We start from the raw sequence: 22,050 nt of genomic DNA on the forward strand, positions 1-22,050 counted from the left end.
ACGTGTGGGCGCGGAGAAGGATCGGTGTGGTCGCGTCGTTCTGCGCGGTTCGCCGTAGGGGCGGCGGGGCGGGCGCGGGGAGCGTCCCGAGGGATGGCCGGCGTGGGCCGTAGGCGCGGCTGAAGGCGGATCGGCGCGGTCGCGTTGGCTGGGGTTGCTTGGTTTGGGGGCCAGGGGGTGGTCATGGGGAGAGGCCTAGGGTGGCGGTTACCATGCGGCGCATGTGGGCGCGGAAGCGGATCAGGGCGCTCGGGTCGTCCATGCGGTGACGTTCGCCGTCGCCGCGCAGCACGCCGCCGCGCGCGAAACCGTGCGTGCACCAGATGACGCTCCACACCAGGTACTCGATGTCGACATCGTCTCCGGCGGCCTTGCCGACGGCGTCCGCGACCATCTCCATCAGTGGCTGGACGTAGGCGTTCTCCAGGTGCGCGACGTCCGAGGCGTCCGATAGCCAGCGGTGCATCCACAGCGCCGGGATGTCGGGGTTGTCGGCGCAGAAGTCGACATACCGGTCGAGCAGGCGGAGCACGCCCGCGACGTCCGGGGTGATGTCCGCGGTCGCCTGCTCCAGGGCGGCGCGTTCCCGCTGGTGCGCCCGCTCCATGACGGCCAGGTACAGGTCCCGCTTGTTGCCGACGTGGTAGGCGACCGTGGCGATGTTCAGCCCGGCCGCCTCCGCGATGAACCGCGTGGACGTCCCGTCGAACCCCAGCTCGGCGAAGAGCCTGGTGGCGACCTCAAGAATCCGCTCACGCGCGGAGTCCCCGCTCATGCCGCCAACCTAGAGCCCGATTACGGTCTCCGTCAATCACTTGATGGAGAGCCTCATGCAGGCGTTGGGGCGATCGATGCGGCTTCGGGCGGAGGTTCGGCTTGGGTGGCACGCGTCCGACTGGCTGGCTTTCCGCTCAGTGCTCGTTGGTCCGCGGGTGAACGTGCCGCGGGCCGTTGGTCGCCGTGAATCCCGGTTGGCGCGCGCCGGATCGCTTGGTAGGTGGCGTGCGGGTGGAAGTGGGCCAGCGCTTGGCCCGGGTGGCGGGGTCGGGTGGTTGCCGTGGGTCTGGTCTGTGGCTGGCGAACTGGTTCATCGGCGGCCTCCGGTGGGCGGAGGCTGGCGCGGTGGTGCGCGGGAGGGGGCGGGCGGCGTTCGCGAGCAGCTCGATGTTCGGAGGTGGGGCTCGGGAGGGTGTTGGCGGAGCAGGCGTGTGCGGGGCGGGCTGGGCGTTGGCGCAGAGCTGGTGGCGGCAGGGGTGTGCGGGGTGGGGCTGGGCGGCCGCGCGGGACTGGTGGCGGTTCCGCGGGGCGGGGTTAGGCGGGGTGGGGGTCGGCGTGGATTTGTTCGCGGAGGATGTCGGCGTGGCCGCAGTGTTGGGATAGTTCCCGGAGCATGTGGAGGTAGATCCAGCGGAGGGGTAGGGGGCCTCGGCGGTTGCCGTGCAGGGTGTCGTCCAGGCTCAGGGCCGATGTGGCCCGGCGGGACGCGGCGCAGGCCTCGCGGTAGGCGCGCTGGACGGACTCGACCGTGTCGCCGGGGTGGAGGTCGAACGACTCGTCCGGCGTTTCGGGGATGCCGATCTCGCTGCGGGGGCGGCAGGTGACCGCCTCGTCGAACCAGACCTTCTCCACGAAGGTCGCGTGCTTGACCAGTCCCAGCAGGGTGGTCTTGGACGCGACGAGCGAGCGGCGCGCCTGCTCCTCGGTCAGGCCGTCCAGGGAGGCGTGCATGTGCGCGCGGTGCTCGTCGAGGAAGGTCTCGAACTGGTCGCCGAGCGCGGCATGGAAGGCGGCCGGTTCCATCGTGGGGCGGTCGGGCATGGCAGCAACCCTAGAGGATGCGGCCGGCTCGTGATCAGCGGTGGGCGGGGGCCGCCGGGCGGCCGAAGGCGTCGTGGCCCAGGACGCGGAGGAGGCTGAGCTGTTCGGCGGTGCTGGTGCCGGGGGCGGGGGTGAAGATGACGAGGCGCTGGTCCTCGGCGGGGCTGAGCAGGACCTCGCAGTCGAGGTCGAGGGGGCCGACGGCGGGGTGGTCGACGCGCATGCGGCTGCTGCGGCGGACGGCGACCTCGTGCAGGTCCCAGAGCCGGGCGAACTCCTCGCTGGTGGCGCGCAGGCGGGCGACCAGGCGGGTGGACGGCTCGTCGCCGCCGCGGCGGGCGCAGGCGGCGCGGAGGGCGGCGACGTGCTCGCGGCTCTGCTCCTCGCGCTGCTCGTCGTCGTAGATCGTCCGGATGGCGGGGTCGGTGAACCAGCGCCAGACGTAGTTGCGGTCCTGCTCGCGGACGGAGCAGATGCAGCCGAGCAGGGCCTCGGCCATGGTGTTGCGGGCCAGCAGGTCGCCGATGTCGTTGGTGACGTGCGCGGGGGTTTCGGTCAGCTGGTCGAGCAGGTGCAGCAGGCCGGGCCGGACGTGCTCGCCGGCGAACCGTCCGGCGGGCGGGTGGTGGCCGGCGAGCAGGTAGAGGTGGTCGCGCTCGTCGTCGCTGAGCCGCAGCGCGCGGGACAGGGCGGCGAGGATCTGCAGGGACGGCTGCGGGCTGCGGGCCTGCTCCAGGCGCATGTAGTAGTCCGCCGACATGCCCGCGAGCTGCGCGACCTCCTCGCGGCGCAGGCCGGGGGTGCGGCGGCGCGGTCCGGCGGCGAGGCCGACCTCGTGCGGGCGCAGGCGCTCCCGCGAGCGGCGCAGGAAGTCGGCCAGCTGTGCGCGGTCCATGTCCATATGTCCATCATCGCGCCTTCTGGCCACTGCTCCGGCGGCGCAGCCTGGGATCGCCGATCCTAGGGAGACCGGTCCGATTTCGCGGTTCGGCGCCCGCGGGCAACGTAGGGGGCGAACCGAGAAAACGGAGGTCCGAAAATGGCCAAGGCAGTGCGTTTCGATGAGTACGGCGGGATCGACGTCCTGCGGGTGGACGAGGTCGAGCGGCCGGTCGCCGGGCCGGGCCAGGTGCTGGTGAAGGTCGTGGCGGCCGCGATCAACCCGGGCGAGGCGGTGATCCGGGTCGGGGCGCTGCACGACCGGTGGCCCGCGACGTTCCCGTCCGGGCAGGGCAGCGACCTGGCCGGGGTCGTGGTCGAGGACGCCGAGGGGTTCGCCGCCGGCGAGGAGGTCTTCGGGTTCACGGACCTGCGCGCCAGCCACGCCGAGTACGTCGTGGTCGAGGCGTCCCAGCTGGCCCGGCGCCCGGCGGACCTGCCGTGGGAGCAGGCCGGGTCGCTGTATGTGGCCGGGACGACGGCCTACGCGGCGGTCGAGGCGGTCGGTCCGCGTCCGGGCGACACCGTCGTGGTCTCCGGCGCCGCGGGCGGTGTCGGGTCGATCGCGGTCCAGCTGGCGCGCCGCGCCGGGGCGACGGTGATCGGTCTGGCGAGCGAGCGGCACCACGAGTGGCTGCGGGCGCAGGGCGCGATCCCGGTGACCTACGGCGAGGGCGTCGCCGACCGGATCAAGGCGGTCGCGGGCAACGTCGACGCCTTCATCGACACCTTCGGGGACGACTATGTCGAGCTCGCCATCGAGCTGGGCGTCTCCCCCGAGCGGATCAACACCTTCGTCAACTACGAGGCGGCGGCCGAGTACGGCGCGAAGACGGCGGGGAACGCGCAGGCCGCGCGGATCGAGGTGCTGGTGGAGCTGGCCGACCTCATCCGGGCGGGCGAGCTGGAGATCCCGATCGCCGCGACCTACCCGCTGGACCGCGTCCAGGACGCCTTCCGCGAGGTGGAGCGCCGGCACACCCGCGGCAAGATCGTCCTCAAGCCCTAGCGGCGGTGCCCGGGCCGCGCGAGGCCCGGGCCGGGCCCGGCGGCGGGTCGGGCGGGGCGTGGTTGGACCGTTTTAGGCGGGTTCGCGACAGAACCCGGACCGTCCCGCTACGCTGAGCAGTCCTCCCGAAGGTCCCGCCCCGCCGCCGCGCGGGTCGGTTCCCCCGCCCATCGAGGGGACGCCCATGCCCCGTCACGACCAGCCCGACCACGGGTTGGACCGTCCTGCCTCGTCCCGGATCTACGACTTCTCGCTCGGCGGCAAGGACAACTACTCCAAGGACCGGGACGTCGCGATGCAGGCGTTCGAGCGGCTCGCCGCGGCCCGGCTGCTCCCGCGCGAGAACCGCAAGTTCATGCGCCGCGCCGTCCGGCACCTGCTGGACGCGGGTGTCAGGCAGTTCCTCGACATCGGTTGCGGGCTGCCCGGACGCGGCAACGTGCACGAGGTCGTGCACGGCGCCGACCCGTCCGCGAGCGTCGTCTACGTCGACCACGATCCGGTCGCGGTGGTGCACTACCGCGCGCTCCTGCACGCGGTGCCGAACGCGACCGTCCTGCACGCCGACGCCCGGGACCCCGGCGCGATCCTGGACCATCCGGACGTCGCCCGGCTGATCGACTTCGACCGTCCGGTCGGGGTGCTGATGATCTCGATGCTGGACCTCATCCCCGACGAGGACGACCCGCACGCCGTCGTCCGCGCGTTCCGCGACCGGATGGCGCCCGGCAGCCACCTGGCCGTCTGCGACTTCCTCGACGAGAACCTCAGCGAGGAGGAGCGCGCCATCGCCGACGAGCTGGTGCGGCAGAACGGCGTCGTGGTGACGCTCCGGCCGCGCGAGGCCATCGCCGGGTACTTCGAGGGGCTGGACCTGGTCGAACCGGGCCTCGTCTACGCCCCCGAATGGCGTCCGGACCGGCCCTTCGACCCGCCGTCCGGATGGCTCCTCGCGGGGGTCGGCGTCAAGCCGTAGCGTCCCCTGGGGTGACCGGCGCGGGACGCGGGCCACCCCGCGCCTCCTAGAAGCGGTTCAGGGGACGGATCGGGGGTGAGATCGCGCTGTTGAACTGCAGCAGGATGATCAGGGCGATGCTGACGTAGGTGTCGACCACACACAGGACGACGCTGAGGGCGTAAAGCCCCTGGACGACGGCGATGCGGCGGCGGATGGCCGACACGTCGGCGGGGGCGGTCCCGTCGCGGAGCAGGCCCGCGCGCTCGGCGTAGCGGAGCCCCGCCAGCTGGACGACGCCGAGGAACAGCAGGTCGGTCCAGTAGACGAGCAGCGCCAGCCGCGAGGCGGTGAAGGCCGCCAGCAGCGCCGTCGCGAACGGGACGAGCGAGACCCCGAACAGGAACAGCACGTGGATCCAGGCCAGGTTCCGGTCGCCGCGCTCCAGCAGCCCGAGCTGGGCCTGCTGGCCGACCCAGAACATGCCGAGGGTCAGGAAGCCCAGGAAGCAGATGAGCAGCTGCGGGCCGACGTGGCCGAGCAGGTGCCACACCGGGCGTTCGGCGCCCACGGCCCCGTCCGCCCAGAGGAACCGGGCGTGCAGGGCCTGCTCGGCCGGGACCTTGAGGTCGAGCACGAGCAGCGTCATCGCGACGGCGAAGATCCCGTCGCTCAGCGCCGCGAGCCGGCCGAGGCTCTGGCCGGCGATGCGGTGGTAGTGGGTTCCCTGGCTCACCTGGACGGGCGCGCCGTCCGGTAGGCGGCGAACGACTGGCGGTCGCCCGACCACGCGTCGCGGGGCAGGACCGCTTCGAGCCGCGCGAGGTCCGCCTCGGTCAGGACGATCTCGGAGGCGCCGGCGTTCTCGGCGATCCGGTCGGCGCGGCGCGTCCCGGGGATCGGGACGACGTCGTCGCCCTGGGCCAGCAGCCAGGCGAGGACGAGCTGGGCGGGCGTCGCGTCGTGCTCGGCGGCCAGCCGGCGCACTTCGGCGACGAGTTCCTCGTTGCGCTTCAGGTTCTCGCCCTGGAAGCGGGGGTCGTTGCGGCGGAAGTCGGAGGCGCCGATGGTGCCGGTGGTGAGCGCGCCGGTCAGGAAGCCGCGTCCGAGCGGGCTGTAGGGGACGAGGCCGATGCCGAGGCGGCGGGCCGTGGGGACGACGTCGTCCTCGATGTCCCGCCACCACAAGGACCATTCGTACTGCGCGGCGCTGATCGGATGGGTCGCGGCGGCGCGTTCCAGCTCGTCCGGGCTCGCCTCGGACAGCCCGAGGTAGCGGACCTTGCCCTCCTCGACCAGCTCGGCCATCGCGCCGACGGTCTCCTCGATCGGGACGTCCGGGTCGACGCGGTGCAGGTAGTACAGGTCGATGCGGTCGATGCCGAGGCGCGCGAGCGACGCCTCGCAGTAGGCGCGGACGCGCTCCGGCCGCGCGTCCACGCGGACGCCGTCCTCGCCCCGCACGATCCCGAACTTGGTCGCCAGGACGACCTGGTCGCGGCGTCCGGCGAGCGCCCGGCCGAGCAGTTCCTCGTTGTGGCCGCTGCCGTAGCTCATCGCGGTGTCGAGGAAGGTGACGCCGAGGTCGACGGCCCGGTGCACGGCGGTGATCGACTCGGTGTCGTCGGCGTCCCCATAGCCTTGGGACATGCCCATGCAGCCGAGGCCGACCGCCGACACGGTGAGGCCTTCCGGCCCGAGGGTGCGGAACTTCATGGGCCCCGAGTGTGGCAGGGGCCCGAGGGCCCATCCACAGTGGGCCACTACTCGTCATGGGAGTACCAGGATGACCGAGCAGCGCACCGAATCCCACGCCGAGGCGCGGCCGGAGGCGCCCCGCGAGAAGCGGGCCGAGGCGGCGCGCGAGACGCGGACCGAGGTGTTGCGGGCCAAGGAGTTCGGCGACCTGCTGCGTTCGCGGCGCGAGAGGTTGCAGCCGTCCGATGTCGGCCTGCCCGCGGGGACGCGCCGCCGGACGCGCGGGTTGCGGCGCGAGGAGGTGGCGCAGCTCGCCGCCATCTCGGCGACGTACTACGCCTACCTGGAGCAGGGCCGGGAGACGCGCCCGTCCCGCCAGGTGATCGACGCGCTCGCGGAGGCATTGCGGCTGGACCCGGCCGAACGCGCGCATGCGCACGAGCTCATCCACGGCGCGCCCGCGACGCCGCCTCCGGTCATCGGCGAGTCGTTGTCGAACGAGGTCGTCGCCCTGGTGAACAGGCTCGATCCGTGCCCGACCTACGTCACGGGCCGCCGGTGGGACGTCCTGGCATCGAACCGTGCAGCGCGGGCATTGTGGACGGACTGGACCGCCCTCCCGCCCGAGGAACGCAACATGGTGTGGTGGATGTTCACCGCGCCCTCGGCACGGGAGGTCCTGGTCGAGTGGGAGCGGGAGGCGGCCGCGCTGCTCGGCCGGTTCCGGGCGTCCGCCGCGCGGTTCCCCGGCGACCCCGGCTTCGGTGAGCTGCTCGACCGCCTCCGCGCGGTGAGCCCGGAGGTGCGGGCCTGGTGGCCGCAGCACGAGATCACCCCGCTCCGCTCGGGCGTGAAGCTGCTGCGGCATCCGGAGCTGGGCGAGATCGCCCTGCACCACGTCGTCCTGCAGCTGGCCGACGACCCCGAGCAGCGCGTCGTCACCTTCGCTCCGTCCGCGTCCGACCAGGCGCGGATCGCGGAGCTTCTGGACGGTCGGTGACGGGCGCCGCGCGGTCAGAGGGTCAGTCGAGGATCTGGACGTGGCCGTCCGTGCCGTGCACGCGGATGCGCTGCCCGTCCTTGATCAGGCGGGTGGCGCCCTCGACGCCCACCACGGCCGGGAGGCCGTACTCGCGGGCGATCACCGCGCCGTGCGTCATCAGCCCGCCGACCTCGGTCACCAGTCCGGCGACGGCGACGAACAGGGGCGTCCAACTCGGGTCGGTGAACGCGGTGACCAGGATGTCGCCCGCTTCGAGGTCGGCGCGGGCCATGTCGGTGACGACGCGGGCCCGCCCCTCGACCGTCCCGGACGAGACCGGGAGGCCGACCAGCGCGCCGGGCGGGAGGTTGTCGCGCCGGTACCGGCCGGTGATCGTCTCGCCGTCCGAGGTGAGGACCCGGGGCGGGGTGAGCGCCTCCTGCGTCCGGAACTCCGCGCGCCGCTCGCGGATGAGTCCGGCGTCCGCCTCGCCGGTGCGCACCACCTGCTCCAGCTCCTCGAACCGGAGGAAGAAGATGTCGTCGCGCTCGCGCAGGACGCCGCTCCGGACGAGGCGGTCGGCCTCCCCCAGCAGCGCCTGCTTGTAGATGGAGTAGCGGCTCACCATCCCGTACTTGGGATATTCGCGGTATCCGGCGAATGCGCGGACGCGGTCGATCATCTGTTTCGTCTCTTCGGCCTTGCGTTCCCCATCTGGCAGCGCACGGACGCGTTCCAGCAGTTCCGCTTCTTTCTGCCGCGCTTCTTGGAGCCCTTGTGCGAAGCGCTGCTTTCCGGCGCCGGGCTTGAAGTTCCTGACGTGGCCGAGAAGCGTGGGGAGGAGCATGGCGGGGTGCTCGTTCCAGCGCGTCCGGGTGATGTCGATCTCGCCCGCGCAGCGCATGCCGTACTCGTCGAGGTAGTTCCGGATGGCGTCGCGCGCTTCCGGCCCGCCGGGGAATTCGGACAGGTCGTCCAGGAAGCGGGCGTCCTCGCGGCCCTCGTCCACGACGCGCTGCAGGAACGCCACGGCGTCCGGGTGCGGACGGACGACGTCGGCGACGTCGAGCAGCGCCAGACCCATCCCGGAGGTGACGTTGTGCGGGACGGACTGCGCGATCGCGTCCGCCGCGTTCCGCTCCCCCAGCCACTCCTCCAGGTGCTCGTTCAGCCACCAGGCCGCCTCCATCCCGGCCATGATCGCCTGGTGGCTCCGCCGGTCGAACATCACCCGCCGCAGCTCCGCGAGGTCGGCCCGGATGAAGTCGAGCAGCGCGGGCCCGGACAGGCCCTGGATCTCGCGCCGCAGCGTGGCGACCGACGCCCGGTTCTCCTGGATCAGGACGGGCACGACGGCCGGATCGGCCTCGAACGGATCGAGCGCGGCACGCGCCTTCCCTTCGCCGCCGGGTGCGTCCGGACGGGAGGCGTCGGCGGGTGCGTCCGGACGGGAGGCGAGGAAGTCCCCGCGGTCCAGGACGGTCTGCAGCGCGTCCCCGATGAGCGGGTCGGACCGTCCCAGCGTGCGCATGATGCCCGCGCGCCCGGCGGGCGCCGCCACGATCGGGGCGATGTCGACGAACAGCCGCCCGCCCGCCTCGTGCATCGGATGCGCGGCGGTCAGCTGCCACACCGACAGGCCCAGCGGCTTGATCGCGTCGGTCATCATCTGCGCGTGCCCGACGGACACGAACAGGTGGTTCTCCCCGTCATCGGTCGGCGGGACGGGGAACAGCGTGGTGATCGGACGGCTCTGGACGACGTGGAAGTCATCGTCGACCAGGCACCACTCGATATCCTGGGGCCGTCCGAAATGCGCCTCGATCCGGCGTCCCAGCCGGACGAGCCGGATGGCCTGCTCGTCCGTCAGCACCCGCCGCGTCCGCCAGGCGGGCGCGACCGGCTCCTCCCGGGTGCCGCCTCCCGCCGCCGCCTGGACGGACCGCTCCTTGGCGGCGACGACCGCGCCGACGGCCTGGTCGTCCCGGACGGTGTAGACGTCCCCGGAGGCAAGGCCGGAGACCAGCGCCTCGCCGAGGCCCCACGCGGCCTCGACGGTGGCGGTCCTGCGGTTCGAGGTCACCGGGTCGGCGGTGAACATGACCCCGGCGGCGTCCGGGAACACCATCCGCTGGACGACCACGGCCATCCGCACCTTCCGGTGGTCGAAGCCGTTGCGGGCCCGGTAGGTCACGGCGCGCTCGGTGAACAGCGAGGCCCAGCACCGCCGGACGTGCCGGATCACCTCCGCCGGGCCGGTGACGTTCAGGTACGAGTCCTGCTGGCCGGCGAACGACGCGGACGGCAGGTCCTCGGCGGTCGCGCTGGACCGCACCGCGCAGGACACGCCGGCCGCGCGGGGTGAGCCGACCGCGGAGGGCGCGCCGACCGCGCGGGGTGCGCCGTCCCCGAGCCGCGCGTACGCCGCGCCGATCGCCGATACGAGATCGTCGGGCATCGCGACGCCCTCGATGACGCGGCGGATCTCCTCGCTCTGGACCCGGATCGCCTCGCGGTCGTCCGGCCGCACGTCCGACAGCCGTTCGAGCAGGCCGTCGATCGCGGGAGCCGCGACGCGCTGAAAGGCGTCGGCCGTGACGCAGAATCCGTCGGGCACGCGGATACCGTCGATGCGCGCGAGCTCCCCCAGGTTCGCCCCCTTTCCGCCGACCTCCGCGATATTCGTCGGGTCGCATTGCTCGAAACCCAGCACGTAGCCCAATTCCGTCGCCCCTCGTTCGTCGTGTCGGTCCTCGACGGCCGCAAGTATGGGGCAATTTTTCGCGCCTCATGAGGCGCGCGAATGTGATATAAAATGAAACTGGGGGAAGAGGTACGCCTCAGATCGGCGGCCGGTAGTCAGCGGCCAGATGCGCCTGAAGCTCCGCGTGGCGGAACTGGTAGAGCGGCCCGACCGCGCGCAGCAACCCCAGCCGGTGGCAGTCCCGCAGGAACGGCATGAGCCGGCGCGGCAGCAGCCCCGCCCGGCTCAGCCGCCAGGTGGCCAGCGCATACAGCCACCAGGCCCGGTGACTTCCCGCCGTCGTCGCGACCATGGCCCCGGTCGCCGTCGCGAACACGCTCACGATCGCCATCTCGCCCGGACGCCTCGTGGTGATGGCCACGGCGAGCAGCATGAGCGCTCCGGCCAGGAAGCCGGAGGCGCCGATGCGGAGCAGGTTCATGGTCCGGTCGGCGCGCAGGCTGGACGTCGGAGTCACGGCACGGAACGCGGACGCCGGCGTCTCCACCGCCGTCAGGAACCCGGCGAACCCGCCCCCGAACCCGGCCGCGAACCCGGCGAGGCCGCCTCCAAGCGCGCCGTCCGAGCCGGCGAGCAGCGCGCCACCGCCCATCACGAGCGCGCCGACGAGCCCGAACCCGAGCATCGCGGCGATTCCGTTCACCAGCTCGCGCGGGGGTTTGCGCAGGTCGGCATAGCCGGGTAGATCCTGCTCGCCCATCTTCGTCCGTCCGCCGACGATGATCCCGCACAGCAGGCCGCCCGCGAGCCCCGTCCACGGTTCGATCATGGCCCCGGCCGTGATCCCGCAGAACACGGCCGCGGCGAGGCCGCAAACCGCGCTCATGGCGGAAGAGACGGCGCCGGTGGTGGCGGCGAGGCGCCACCAGGCGAACTCGCCGGTCCCCTGCCCGTCACCAGACGCGTCGGGCCCGGCGGCGAGATGGTGGGCCAGGTAACCGAGCCAGCGGCGGGTGTCGGCGGTCGAATGGCGGAACGGCTCGGCCGGGTCCTTGGCGGGCTCGTGCGTGGCGATCATCGCGGGGATGAGCGCGTCCAGCAGGTGCGCGCGCAGCGCGGCGGCGCTGGGGAACCGGGACGCGTCGGTCAGCTCGGCGGGGTCGGCGCCCGGGGCGGTGTAGACGGCACGCAGCAACCACAGCCCGAGCGGCGTAGCGGCAATCGCCGCCAACGCACTCGCTGCGTCACCGGTGCCGGGCGCGGGGGCTGCGCGCAGGGCGGCGAGGACGTGCCGCCAGGACGGTCCGAGCGGCGGGAGCAGGCTGCGTTCCACGTAGTCGGCCGCCGCGGACGGGGTCAGCGGCCGAGCCGTCAGCACCGCCGCGGACGAGATCACCGCGCCCGCGTTCTGCAGGGCCCTGCGGTACTCGCCCAGGCGGCTGGTGAGGATGAGCTGCTCCGCCGCGCCCAGCGACCGGTTCAGCGCCGTGATGATCGCGGCGCGCGCGGGCGCGGGGAGCTCGTCCAGGCCGTCCAGGACGGGGAGGACCCGGCCGCGCGCGGTCATCGCCCGGACCATGCGCGCGCCGATCCCCGGGGCGCGCAGCGCCGGGTAGTCCGCCAGGAGCTGCTCGGCCAGCCAGGTGTCCAGGCGCGGATGCCGGGTGGTGTCCCACGCGGCGGCCGGGAGCAGCACCGGCACCGGCTCCCCCGGCTCGCGGGTCTGCAGCAGTTCCAATAGCAGTTGGACGGCCAGGGTGGTCTTGCCCGTGCCCGCGCCGCCGAGGATCACCAGCCGGCGTCGCCGTAGCCGCCGGAACCGGGCCGCCAACGCGGGGACGTCGGCGCTGGACGCCGTCCAAGGCTCCGCCGGGTCGGCCTGGTCCATCAGGCCGGTGCGGACGGCCAGGCGCCAGCGCACCGGAATCGGGCCGGGCGCGTACAGCGACCGCAGGCGCGCCTCGTCCTCCCACTGCTGCTCCACGACGTCCGCCAGGACGGCTTCGGCGCGCCGCATCGCCTCGGCGGCGGGGACCGCCTCGGCGCGCGCCGCGCTGCTGCTGCGCCGGGCCCACAGGATGAGCGGGACGGCCGCGACCACCGCCGCGATCACCACGCCGGTGATCTGCCCGACGTTGGCCGAGGTCTGCAGCCCGTCCTTGCCGCGGAGCGGGAGCGCCGTCACGGCCAGCAGGGCTGCCAGTCCCGCGAGCCCGGCCGCGGCCACCACCCATGGCCATCGGCCCTTGCCGCCTCGCATGGGGCTCATCGTGGCCATCGCCGGGCACCCGCCGCAACGGAAGTCCACAACCGGCCCGCAGTTCACACCGAACGGCGTCCGGCACCCAATGTGCGGGAGGCGGGCGGCGCGGGATATACGATTGCGTATAACTGAGATCCGGCGCGGGTGGGGTGGGCACGATATGGGGGCGTTGCGGACGCCGCGCGAGAAGTGGGTCGAGGCGGGGCTGGAGGCGCTGGCGTCCGGGGGCGTGGACGCCGTCCGGATCGAGGCGCTGGCCAAGTCGCTCGGTGTGACCAAGGGCGGGTTCTACGGCTACTTCGCCGACCGGGACGCGCTGCTGGACGCGATGCTGGACACCTGGGAGCGCGAGACCACCGGCGACGTCCTCGAACGGATCGAGCGCGAGGGCGGGGACGTCGCCGACAAGGCCCGGCTGGCCGGACGGCTCACCTTCTCCGAGCGGCTGCGCCCCATCGACCTGGCCGTCCGCGACTGGGCCCGCCGCGATCCGGACGTGGCCGACCGCCTGCGCCGCGTCGACAACGTCCGCATGGAGCTGCTGCGCGAGGCGATCGGCACCTTCTGCGACGACCCGGACGAGATCGAGGCGCGCAGCCTGCTGGCGTTCTGCGCGGCGATCGGCAGCCAGTTCCTCGCCGCCGACCATCCCGGCCGCACTCGCGCCGAGGTCCTCGCCCGCGCCTCCGACCTCCTCCTCAACCGCGTCCCCGGCGGCCCGGCCCGCTGAACGTCAGGGCGGACCCGCGAGCATGCCCGCCATCCACCGCACCCACTCCGCGCCGCGCCGGACCTTGTCCGGCTCTAGCCGCCCCTCGGTCACGTGGATCAGCTCACCGTCCGCCAGCCGCCACGAGTCCAGGCTGCGTCCGAGATGTGCCTGGACGAGCGCGGGCGAGAACAGGCGCCGCGCGGCGGGCAGGTCCGGTGACGTGACGCGGTACATGCGGTCGAAGTCCTCGCCGAGGAACTCCCCGAACTGGCCGCCGATCATCGCGTTGGCCAGCGTGTTGCGCGGCCGCCGCGCCATGCGGTCGACCTGGACGTCAGGGAACCGGCCCGGCACGGCGACGGAGAACACCGAGACGCGCGCCGTCCGCCGGGAGGTGCGGACCACCGAGCCCGGATCGGGACGTGTGTGGAACTCCCCGGTGAAGCGGCAGTCGGCCGCAGTGATCGGAGGGCCGTCAAACGTGCCGGTCAACGTCCGGAGAACGGTGAAGTCCTGCCACTTTCGGCCGAGGACGGCCGCCCACGGCGCGGCGACGCCGCCCTCGCGGAACAGCCAGCCGTGGGCGAGGGCCCACTCCTCCAGCCTCGCGGCCCGCCTGCGCTCCGACCCTCCGAAGATGGACATCCGGCCGAGCGTTCCACGCCATCGCGCGGAGCCGCAAGAGCCGGAGTCCCGCCCGCACGGCGGCTGACGCGGCGCGGGCCGTCCGGGTGCGGCGCGGGCCGGCCGGGTGCGGCGCGGATCGGTTTCCAGTAAACACTGGCGTCTTTATGGCGCTCGGCCGATGATCCCGGTATGAGATTCCTCGCCGTCCGGACGGCCGTCGCGCCCGCCCTCCTGGCCGCCGCGTCCGCCGTGCTGGTTCCCGCGTCCGCCGCCCAGGCCGCCGCACCGGCCGCCCTGAAGGACCTGCCGCTGCCGTTCCTCTGGCCCGGTGCGCGCGTGTTCAGCGTCGCCGCCGTCTCCGACACCGAGGCCTGGGTGGCCGGTGGGCAGGGGCACGTCGGCGACAACACCGGCAATCCGGTGGTGCGGCGGCGGGTCGGCTCGGAGTGGAAGGAGTACCCGCTCGAAGGCTGGTCCGGAAACGGCGACATCGCGCAGGTAGCCGCATACGGCGGCGAGGTCTGGGCGTGGGGCGTCCAGGACGGCAAGCGCCTGTACCTGGCGAGGTTCGACGGCACCGCGTTCCGGCCGGTCGTCCCGCCGGCCGAGGTCGCCTACGCCGAGTGGACGCGCCTGTGGGCGGGCCCGGCCGGGGTGTGGATCCAGATCGAGGTGCAGGGCGAGGGCAACGAACTCCTGCCTTCGCTGTTCCGGCGCGTCGGCAACGGCTGGAAGGCCGATCCGCTCGCCGGGCAACTGCAGGACGGCCTTCAAGACCTCCAGGCGCGCAGCGGCACCGAGGCGTGGACGGGAAGCTGCCGCTACAACACCACCACGCAACGCCTGGAATCGCTGGCGCTCCGCTGGAACGGCTCCACCTGGACGGCACTTCCGCCTCTGCCCACCGACTACTGCGTCTCCAGCGTCGCGCCCGCTGCGGACGGCACGGTCTGGGCGCTCACCTGGAACACGCTCTACCGCTGGAACGGCACGGCATGGACGGCCGCACCGTCCGGGCCGTTCAACAGGGACGGCCAGAAGGTCCGCCTGGACGCCGGCGGCAACCCGCTCGTGGTCGTGGACTACGCCGAGAAGCTCGACCCCACTCCGCCGCTGCGCTACGCGAACGGCACCTGGCAGGCGTTCACCACGCCGGTCGAGACCTGGACGAACGACCTGTCGGTCGCGCCGTCCGGACGGATCTGGGTGGCGGGCAGCACGCGGTTCGGCTCCCCGGAAGTGCTCACCTCGTAACCAGCGGCGCAGCGCTGCGGGCTCAATAACCGGCGGCGCAGCCCATGTGGGCTCGCAGACGCAGGCGACCGGCCGTCCGGGGGACGCTGCCCTCCGGACGGCCGGTTTCCGCTCGTTCAGACCGGGGCTACTTGCCGGGCCTGGACTGCGACAGCGTGCTCGCGGCGGCGGCCTTCTCGGCCTTGGTGGCCTTCGGGTTCCGCATCGTCTCGGCGGCCTCCGCGGCGGCCTCCTCGCCGCTCTTGGTGCGCCGGTCGGCGGCCTGGGACAGCGCGCTGGCGGCCGCGGCCTTCTCCTCCTTGGTCGCCTTCGGGTTCCGCATGGTCTCGCTGGCGTCCGAGGCGGCCGCCGGGCCGGTTCGGCCGGGCTCTCTCGCCATCATGATCACCTCTCCGTGTGAGCCGGGACGGGCGGGGGCCGGACCGGCGCACCGGCCTGCTGCCGACGTGCGACGCGTCCCGCGAGGCGGATCCCGAATCAGGCGGATTCCGGATCACCCTGGCCCCGCCAGGCCCCCAAGGCCATTCGTCCCCTTAGCACCCAGTTGTTAACCCTGAGCGCGGAATCGGGTGCATTGGGTGACGATCGGGTCAGCCGTTCGGGCAGGTGTCCTGGTACTGCTTGATGGCGCCGCCGGGCGCGGGCGCCGGGCACAGGAACCGGTCGTAGCGGACGTCGTCGTCGAGGAACCGCTTCATCCAGGCGATGGCGTACTTGGCGATGGTGGTGTTGGGAAGGTTGAAGGCGAAGACGTGGTCGGCGCCGCTCAGCTCCAGGTAGGCCTTCTCCGGCGCGCTGCGCAGGTCCTTGTAGATCGGCTCGGCGTTCGCGGCGACCGGCGCGATCATGTCGCTCTCGCCGCCGACGACCAGGGTGTCGGCCTTGACGTTCCAGGCGTAGCTGGAGTTGGGGTCCCAGGGCGCCAGCGGGACGACGGCCTTGATGCCGGGACGCTCGGCCGCCGCCCTGATCACCCCGCCGCCGCCCATGGAGTGCCCCATCAGGCCGGGACGCGTCGGGTCGATGCGGTCCTTCACCGCGCTGCGGTTGGTGAGGTAGTCCAGCGCGGCGAGCATCTCCTTGCCGCGCTGGTCCACGACGTCGAACAGGCCGAGGGTGTCGATCGTCATCACCACGAAGCCCTGCGACGCGAGCCGCGGGCCGTACCAGGAGATGGCCCACTGCGGGGACACGAAGCCGGGCGTGACGACGATCGGCGCGAACGTCCCCTGGCTGGTGTCGGTCGGGTAGTAGATCGTGCCGCCCGCGAACCCCGGGTCGGTGTTGGACGGGACGACCACCGACGCGGTCTTGAACGGACCGGTCTCGGCGGTGATGGACGCGTCGGTCGGGTCGGGCCCGCGCTGGTACGGGTTGGCGAGCGCAGGTCCGGCCACCAGGGCGAGGACGGGGGACGCGTGCCCCGGTACGGCGGTCGCCATGAGCACGGCCGCCAGTCCGACGGCGGGGGCCAGGCCCCGGAAGCACCTGCGCGTTACGTCGTTCATCAGACGGCCTCTCTGGGGGTCGCTTCGGTGACGCAACAGTGGCAGGAGCGGCCGGGGAACCCTACGAAAGAAGTGATGAACCGCCCCGGCCCTCTCACCCCGAACTGACAAAGGCGGGCGCGGAGGCGGTCCGGCGAGGAATCCGAACCGGGTGGCGCCACGCCTCGGCGCGACCCGGTCCCCTTGGCGAGAACTTTTTCGGCGCAGAATTCAAATGGCCTCGGAAAGCTCGGCGCGCCCGCTTTCTTTCGAAGATCGAAAAGCGGTCTGGCCGGAGATGGTCAACTTATCAATTAATGGTTCTCAGGCGACGTGATGTGTGACACAGTTCTCGTCGTTCGGCCGTTGCCGAATGCCATTGGTGTGCGAGGGGAGCTTGCGCATGTCACACCGTCCTCGATGGTTGTCACGTCCAGTCACGATCCTGGCGGCGGGGGCCGCCCTGGTCACCGCGGTCACCACCGCTCCCGCAGGGGCCGCCCCGTCCGTCGCGCGCATCGCCGAGGGGCCGAGCGGCCAGGGCTGCGCCCACCGGGTGAACGACACCCCCGAGAAGCTGGTGGAGTGCGTCCGCACCGAGGACCTGTGGCGGCACATGAAGGCGTTCCAGGCGATCGCCGACGCCAACCCCGGCCCCGACGGGCACGCCTCGCGCAACTCCGGCGAGCCCGGTTACAAGGCGTCGGTCGACTACGTGGCCGGGCTGATGCGCCAGGCCGGGTACGACGTCACCGTCCAGCCCTACAAGTTCTTCTACTTCGCCTACACCGCGACGCCGACGTTCCGCGAGGTCTCCCCGACCCCGCACGACTACAAGGTCGTGGACGACTGGAACCCGGGCCAGGCCACCGGGACGGCCTCGGCGGCGCTCCAGCCCGCGGGTGGCATCGTCATCCCGCCGACCCCGACGTCCAGCTCGAAGAGCGGCTGCACGGCGGCCGACTTCAGCGGGTTCACCGCGGGCCGGGTCGCGCTCGTCCAGCGCGGCGGCTGCAACTACGGCGTGAAGGTGCTGAACGCGCAGGCGGCCGGCGCGTCCGGCGTGGTCGTCTTCAACGAGGGCAACCCCGGCCGCACCGGAGTGATCAGCGGCAGCCTGATCGACGGCAACGGCAACCGGATCGTGCCGACCATCCCCGTGTCGTTCACCTCGTTCGCCACCGGCAGCGACCTGCTCAACCAGTACCAGCAGGCCACCAGCGGCGGGACGGCGCTCCCGGTCCTCAACCTCGACGTCAAGGCGAAGGTCGACCCGAACGCCGACGACTACAACGTGATCGCCGAGTCCAAGGGCGGCGACCCGAACCACGTGGTCGTCGTCGACGCCCACCTGGACGCGATCTACGGCGCCGGGATGCTGGACAACGCGTCCGGCTCGGCGACGATCCTCAACATCGCCCAGCTCATCCGCAAGGTCACGCCGCGCAACAAGCTGCGGTTCATCTGGTTCGGCGGCGAGGAGCTGGGCGAGCTGGGCTCGTCGTTCTACGTAAACAACCTCAGCCCGGCGGAGCTGGCGAAGATCGGGTACGACCTGGACGCGGACGTGACCGCGACCAAGAACTACGACGTCGGCGTGCTCGACCCGGCGGGCGTCGACCTGTTCGGACGGACCGTCACCGAGCAGTTCCCGCCGCAGGTGTACGAACCGTCGAAGGTCGCCCGCGACCTCGGCGTGCAGTATTTCACCTCCATCGGGAAGAACCACATTTTCTTCTCCCCGGTCGGAACCGACGCCGAGCAATTCAACCTGGCCGGAGTTCCCGCGAGCGGCGTGCTCACCGGACAGGACTGCTGCAAACTCCAGTCGGACGTCGACCTGTTCGGCGGGACGCTCGGGAACTTCGAAGGGAACATCCCGAGTTCCGACGGCGGATGCGTCGACAACCCGTTCCGCTGGTGCGACAACCTCGACAACAATGACCCGAAGGTCATGACGTTCATGTCGAAGGGATTCGCCAAGATGGTCGGCACCATGGCCTTCGACACCACGGTGCTCGGCTCGTCCGCCAACCCGCGCGTCCACGCGGTGGCACCGGCCAAGTCCCATCCGAGAGGCGCACCAAGTAGCTGACCTGCGGAAACGCTCGTCATCTGACGGCCGCGAGGTGTCCGGCGCCCGGATATCTCGCGGCCGTCCCCTTTCCGGCGGGGTCAGGGCCCGCCGGGCAGCGAGGCCAGGAACTCGCGGGCGGGCCCGCAGTCGCCGTGCCGGAAGAGCGGCTCGATCACCTCGCCGAACACGTCCTCGTCGACGCGGTGCTCCAGCATCGCCCTGATCACCTTGAGGAACACGCCGCCGGTCGCGGGACCGTGCAGCTCGGTGGCCGCGTGGAACCAGGTGACCATCAGGGCGAACGTCTCCTGCTCGTCGGCGTTCATCGGTGCGGACCTCCTCGGGGGCCTGGTTCTGGACGCCTGCCGTGCCGCCGCACGGCACGCGCCCCGGACGGCACGGGACCCTGTGATCATCTTCGGGGCCGGGGCGTGCCCGGCGTCCAGCAGGCGCGCCGTCTTGGGACGGCCCTTAACCGGCACATGCCTGCATCCCGGCTCACCGATCGGATCCGGTGCGGAACGTGTCCAACTCCACCGCGCGCGGACGCGTCGTAAGTCGCGAGCCGGACACGATCCGGGCATTGTGGGTGACCCTTGGGTACCGCGGAGGCCAGGTTCTGATGCAGTTCGTTGCTCGGCAGGCGGAGCGACAGGAGATCGTCGGGCTGGTGGCCGCGGCCGCGGGCGGGGCCGGCGGCGCGCTCGTGATCGCCGGCGAGGCGGGGATCGGCAAGACCTCCCTGCTGGACGCCGCCGTCGGCGCGGCGAGCGCGAGCATCGCAGCGAGCGCGGGCGTTCCGGGCGGTGCGGGCGGTGCGGGACGCGCGGCGGACGGGCAGACCGTGCTGCGCGCCGCCGGTGCCGAGTTCGAGAAGGACCTGCTCTACGCCGCCCTGCACCAGCTCTGCGCGCCCGTCCTCGACCACCGCCGGGCGCTGCCGCCGGTGCAGGCGGGCGCGCTGGAGGCGGTGTTCGGCCTCGGCGAGCAGACCTCGCCCGATCCGCTGACGGTCGGGCTGGCCGTCCTGGGGCTGCTGCGGGAGGTGGCCCGCGAGCGTCCGGTGTGCTGCGTGGTGGACGACGCGCAGTGGATCGACGAGGCGTCCCGGCGGGCGCTGGTCTTCGTCGCCCGGCGGGTGGCGCTCGAACCGATCGCGGTGGTGTTCGCCGCGCGCGACGTCGGCGCCGTCCCCGGGCTGGCCGACCTGCCGCGGATCGCCCTGGCTGGCCTGGCCGACGAGGACGCCCGGACGGTCCTGGGCACGGCGGCTCCGGCCGGCCTGGACGGCGAGGTGGTCGACCGGATCCTGGCCGAGGCGCGCGGCAACCCGCTGGCGCTGCTGGAGTTCGCGCACGACGCCGGTCCGTTCGGGGTGCCGAGCCCGCGCCGGTCCCGGGCGAGCGTGGTGGACGCGCTGGAGGAGCAGTTCGTCCACCGGTTCGAGCGGCTGCCGTCCGCCGCCCGCCTGCTGGTGGTGCTCGCGGCGGCCGAACCGGTCGGCGACCTCGGCGTGCTGCGCCGCGCCGCCGCCGTCCTCGACCTGGACATCGCCGAACTGGACGCGGCGGAGAACGCCGGGCTGCTCGCGCTCGGCCCGCGGCTGCGGTTCCGGCATCCGCTCGTCCGGTCGGCGGTGTACGCGTCGGCGACGCCGGGGACGCGGCGCCGGGTGCACGGCGCGCTCGCCGAGGCGACCGATCCGTCCGTGGAGCCCGACCGGAAGGCCTGGCACCGCGCGCACGCGGTGGCGGAGGCCGACGAGGAGGTCGCCGCCGAGCTGGCACGCTGCGCCGACCGGGCGCGCCTGCGCGGCGGGTTCGCCGCCGCCGCGGCCTTCATGGAGCGCGCCGCGCAGCTGACCCCGCCCGCCGACCACCACGTCATCCAGGACGGGACCGCGCATGGTCGGCTCGATCAGGACAGGATCGTGCGCGACCCACTCGTCCGGGATGGTGAGGGTGCGGGACGGCCGAGCGACCGGCGTCCTGGGCGGTTGCTGGCAGCGGCGCAGTTGCGGCTTCGCGCGGGAGCGCCGACGGCGGCGCGGGCGCTGGTCGCGCGGACCGAGGCGTACCCGATGGACGCGCACGGGCACGCCGAGGCGCGGGTGCTGCGCGCCCGCGCGGACTTCCAGCTGGGCCACAGCCCGGAGGCGACCGCGCGGCTGGTCGAGGCCGCCGCCGACCTGCCTCCCGAGCAGGCCCGCGAGACCTACCTGGAGGCGTTCTCCTCGTTCATCTACAACGACAACGAGCCGGGGCTGCTGCAGCGGCTCGGCGCGCGGATCCGGGAGCAGGCGAAGCACCAGGCGCCGCCGCGCCCGGTCGACCTGCTGCTCGACGCGCTGCTGGACCAGAACATGCTGCCGGTCGGGCAGGCCGTCCCCGCGATGCGCCGGGCGGCGGCGGCCTGCCGGCACGCGGCCGTGGGCCCCTGGCGCATGAACCTGGTCTGCCAGATGGTCATCGACCTGCGCGAGGACGGGCTGATGGAGGAGATCGCCGACCGCCAGGTCGCGGTCGCGCGCGAGCAGGGCGCGCTCGCCACGCTGCCGCAGGCGCTCCGCTACCAGGCCATCTCCAAGACCTCGACCGGACGGTTCGACGACGCGGCCGCGCACCTCGGCGAGGCCCGCGCGGTGGACGAGGCGGCGGGCACGTCCCCGCTGCTCGGCGCCGAGCTCGTCTACACCGCCTTCCGCGGCGACCTCGCCCGCGCCCGCGAGCTCCTCGCGCTGATGGGACGCGACGGGCAGCCGCGCGAGAACGTGGCCGAGCACTACGCCATGGCAGTCCTGCACAACGGGCTCGGCAACTTCGAGGCGGCGCTGGAGTCGGCGCTCGCCGCGCAGCACCGGCACCAGGCGGGTTCGTACTCGATCTGGGCCGTCTATGCCGAGCTGGTCGAGGCCGCGGCGCGGTCGGGCCGTCCGGACGATGCCGAAACCGCGCTGAACCACCTCGAAGCGCTCGCCCGCGCCAATCCCGTCCCGTGGGCGCTGGGCGAGTACACGCACGCGCGCGCCCTGCTCGGCCGGGGAGATCCGGACATGCTGTACCGGGAGGCGATCGGCCACTTCGCCGAGACCCGCATCCGGGTTCATCACGCGCGGGCGCTGCTCACCTACGGCGAATGGCTCCGTCGCGAGCAGCGCCGCGAGCATGCCCGCACCGAACTGCGCGCCGCGCATCGGATGCTGGCGGACATGGGCGCCCACGCGTACGCCGAACGCGCCGCCCAGGAGTTGCGCGCCACCGGCGAGCGCCTGCCGCTCGCGAACGGCGAGGGCTGCCTCACCCGGCTCAGCGCGCAGGAGCGCCTCATCGCGGAGAAGGTCGCGGCCGGAGCGACGTCCAAGGAAGTCGCCGCGACGCTGTTCCTGAGTCCGCGGACCGTGGACAGCCACCTCCGCAACATCTTCCGCAAGCTGGGCATCTCGTCCCGCCGCCAGCTCCGCGACCTGGACTTCTGAGCCTGGCGTCGGCGGTTACGCAGCCGCCCGAATACGTAATCGGTGCCGAT

18 protein-coding genes are annotated in these 22,050 nt (G+C 72.8%); 7 read left to right on the forward strand and 11 right to left on the reverse strand.

The features are described 5' to 3' along the window. Positions 1-181: 181 nt before the first annotated feature. From FHU30_RS38655 to FHU30_RS38665, 3 genes are all read right to left on the reverse strand, one after another. The gene (locus tag FHU30_RS38655; protein ID WP_253882546.1) at positions 182-775 is read right to left on the reverse strand and encodes a TetR/AcrR family transcriptional regulator; all 594 of its coding nucleotides are present in this window, start codon (positions 773-775) and stop codon (positions 182-184) included. A 536-nt stretch (positions 776-1,311) separates the two neighbouring features. Then, positions 1,312-1,818 (reverse strand): DinB family protein, encoded by a 507-nt coding sequence (locus FHU30_RS38660; protein ID WP_253882548.1) that lies wholly within the window; start codon positions 1,816-1,818, stop codon positions 1,312-1,314. 34 nt (positions 1,819-1,852) lie between these two features. After that, positions 1,853-2,713, reverse strand: coding sequence for a helix-turn-helix transcriptional regulator (locus FHU30_RS38665; protein WP_253882549.1), 861 nt, complete (start codon positions 2,711-2,713; stop codon positions 1,853-1,855). 144 nt (positions 2,714-2,857) lie between these two features. On the opposite strand from FHU30_RS38665, the gene FHU30_RS38670 reads away from it, so the two are divergent. Together FHU30_RS38670 and FHU30_RS38675 are read left to right on the forward strand one after the other, a co-directional pair. Next, entirely contained in the window at positions 2,858-3,766 is a 909-nt protein-coding gene (locus FHU30_RS38670; RefSeq protein WP_253882550.1) for an NADP-dependent oxidoreductase, read from the forward strand. 184 nt (positions 3,767-3,950) lie between these two features. Then, a complete protein-coding gene (locus tag FHU30_RS38675) occupies positions 3,951-4,742 on the forward strand; it encodes an SAM-dependent methyltransferase (RefSeq protein ID WP_253882551.1) in 792 nt (263 codons plus the stop codon). A 46-nt stretch (positions 4,743-4,788) separates the two neighbouring features. Here the strand turns inward: FHU30_RS38675 and FHU30_RS38680 are convergent, their stop codons facing one another. Together FHU30_RS38680 and FHU30_RS38685 are read right to left on the reverse strand one after the other, a co-directional pair. Then, positions 4,789-5,457, reverse strand: a complete 669-nt coding sequence (locus tag FHU30_RS38680; protein WP_253882552.1) for a TMEM175 family protein — start codon at positions 5,455-5,457, stop codon at positions 4,789-4,791. Beyond that, complete coding sequence (locus FHU30_RS38685) at positions 5,454-6,437, reverse strand: aldo/keto reductase (RefSeq protein WP_253882553.1); 984 nt, start codon at positions 6,435-6,437, stop codon at positions 5,454-5,456. Before FHU30_RS38685 ends, FHU30_RS38680 begins: the two co-directional genes overlap by 4 nt. 70 nt (positions 6,438-6,507) lie before the next feature. On the opposite strand from FHU30_RS38685, the gene FHU30_RS38690 reads away from it, so the two are divergent. Continuing rightward, positions 6,508-7,419: a helix-turn-helix transcriptional regulator gene (locus FHU30_RS38690; RefSeq protein ID WP_253882554.1), complete on the forward strand. Its 912-nt coding sequence runs from the start codon at positions 6,508-6,510 to the stop codon at positions 7,417-7,419. A 22-nt stretch (positions 7,420-7,441) separates the two neighbouring features. Here FHU30_RS38690 and rph read toward each other — a convergent pair whose 3' ends face one another. Together rph and FHU30_RS38700 are read right to left on the reverse strand one after the other, a co-directional pair. Next, a complete protein-coding gene (gene rph, locus FHU30_RS38695; RefSeq protein ID WP_253882824.1) occupies positions 7,442-10,114 on the reverse strand; it encodes a rifamycin-inactivating phosphotransferase in 2,673 nt (890 codons plus the stop codon). 127 nt (positions 10,115-10,241) lie between these two features. Further along, positions 10,242-12,374, reverse strand: coding sequence for an NACHT domain-containing protein (locus tag FHU30_RS38700; RefSeq protein ID WP_253882556.1), 2,133 nt, complete (start codon positions 12,372-12,374; stop codon positions 10,242-10,244). Positions 12,375-12,528: 154 nt separating this feature from the next. Here FHU30_RS38700 and FHU30_RS38705 point away from each other — a divergent pair, with 154 nt between their 5' ends. Continuing rightward, the gene (locus tag FHU30_RS38705) at positions 12,529-13,098 is read left to right on the forward strand and encodes a TetR/AcrR family transcriptional regulator (protein ID WP_253882558.1); all 570 of its coding nucleotides are present in this window, start codon (positions 12,529-12,531) and stop codon (positions 13,096-13,098) included. Positions 13,099-13,101: 3 nt separating this feature from the next. Here FHU30_RS38705 and FHU30_RS38710 read toward each other — a convergent pair whose 3' ends face one another. Beyond that, on the reverse strand, positions 13,102-13,725 hold the full coding sequence (locus FHU30_RS38710) for a hypothetical protein (protein WP_253882560.1): 624 nt from the start codon (positions 13,723-13,725) through the stop codon (positions 13,102-13,104). Between the two features lie 171 nt (positions 13,726-13,896). Here FHU30_RS38710 and FHU30_RS38715 point away from each other — a divergent pair, with 171 nt between their 5' ends. Then, entirely contained in the window at positions 13,897-14,961 is a 1,065-nt protein-coding gene (locus tag FHU30_RS38715; protein WP_253882565.1) for a beta propeller repeat protein, read from the forward strand. Positions 14,962-15,088: 127 nt separating this feature from the next. Here FHU30_RS38715 and FHU30_RS38720 read toward each other — a convergent pair whose 3' ends face one another. Together FHU30_RS38720 and FHU30_RS38725 are read right to left on the reverse strand one after the other, a co-directional pair. Continuing rightward, positions 15,089-15,343, reverse strand: coding sequence for a hypothetical protein (locus FHU30_RS38720; RefSeq protein ID WP_253882566.1), 255 nt, complete (start codon positions 15,341-15,343; stop codon positions 15,089-15,091). Positions 15,344-15,551: 208 nt separating this feature from the next. Then, entirely contained in the window at positions 15,552-16,469 is a 918-nt protein-coding gene (locus tag FHU30_RS38725) for a dienelactone hydrolase family protein (protein ID WP_253882568.1), read from the reverse strand. A 403-nt stretch (positions 16,470-16,872) separates the two neighbouring features. On the opposite strand from FHU30_RS38725, the gene FHU30_RS38730 reads away from it, so the two are divergent. After that, a complete protein-coding gene (locus FHU30_RS38730) occupies positions 16,873-18,543 on the forward strand; it encodes a M28 family peptidase (RefSeq protein ID WP_253882569.1) in 1,671 nt (556 codons plus the stop codon). Positions 18,544-18,623: 80 nt separating this feature from the next. Here the strand turns inward: FHU30_RS38730 and FHU30_RS38735 are convergent, their stop codons facing one another. Further along, positions 18,624-18,851 carry a hypothetical protein gene (locus tag FHU30_RS38735; RefSeq protein ID WP_253882573.1) on the reverse strand — a complete coding sequence of 76 codons (228 nt, stop codon included), beginning with the start codon at positions 18,849-18,851 and terminating at the stop codon, positions 18,624-18,626. Positions 18,852-19,147: 296 nt separating this feature from the next. On the opposite strand from FHU30_RS38735, the gene FHU30_RS38740 reads away from it, so the two are divergent. Next, positions 19,148-22,000, forward strand: coding sequence for a helix-turn-helix transcriptional regulator (locus FHU30_RS38740; protein ID WP_253882574.1), 2,853 nt, complete (start codon positions 19,148-19,150; stop codon positions 21,998-22,000). Positions 22,001-22,050: the final 50 nt, after the last annotated feature.

The organism is Actinomadura rupiterrae (assembly GCF_024172125.1).
In the GTDB taxonomy this organism is placed as follows: Bacteria; Actinomycetota; Actinomycetes; order Streptosporangiales; family Streptosporangiaceae; genus Spirillospora; species Spirillospora rupiterrae.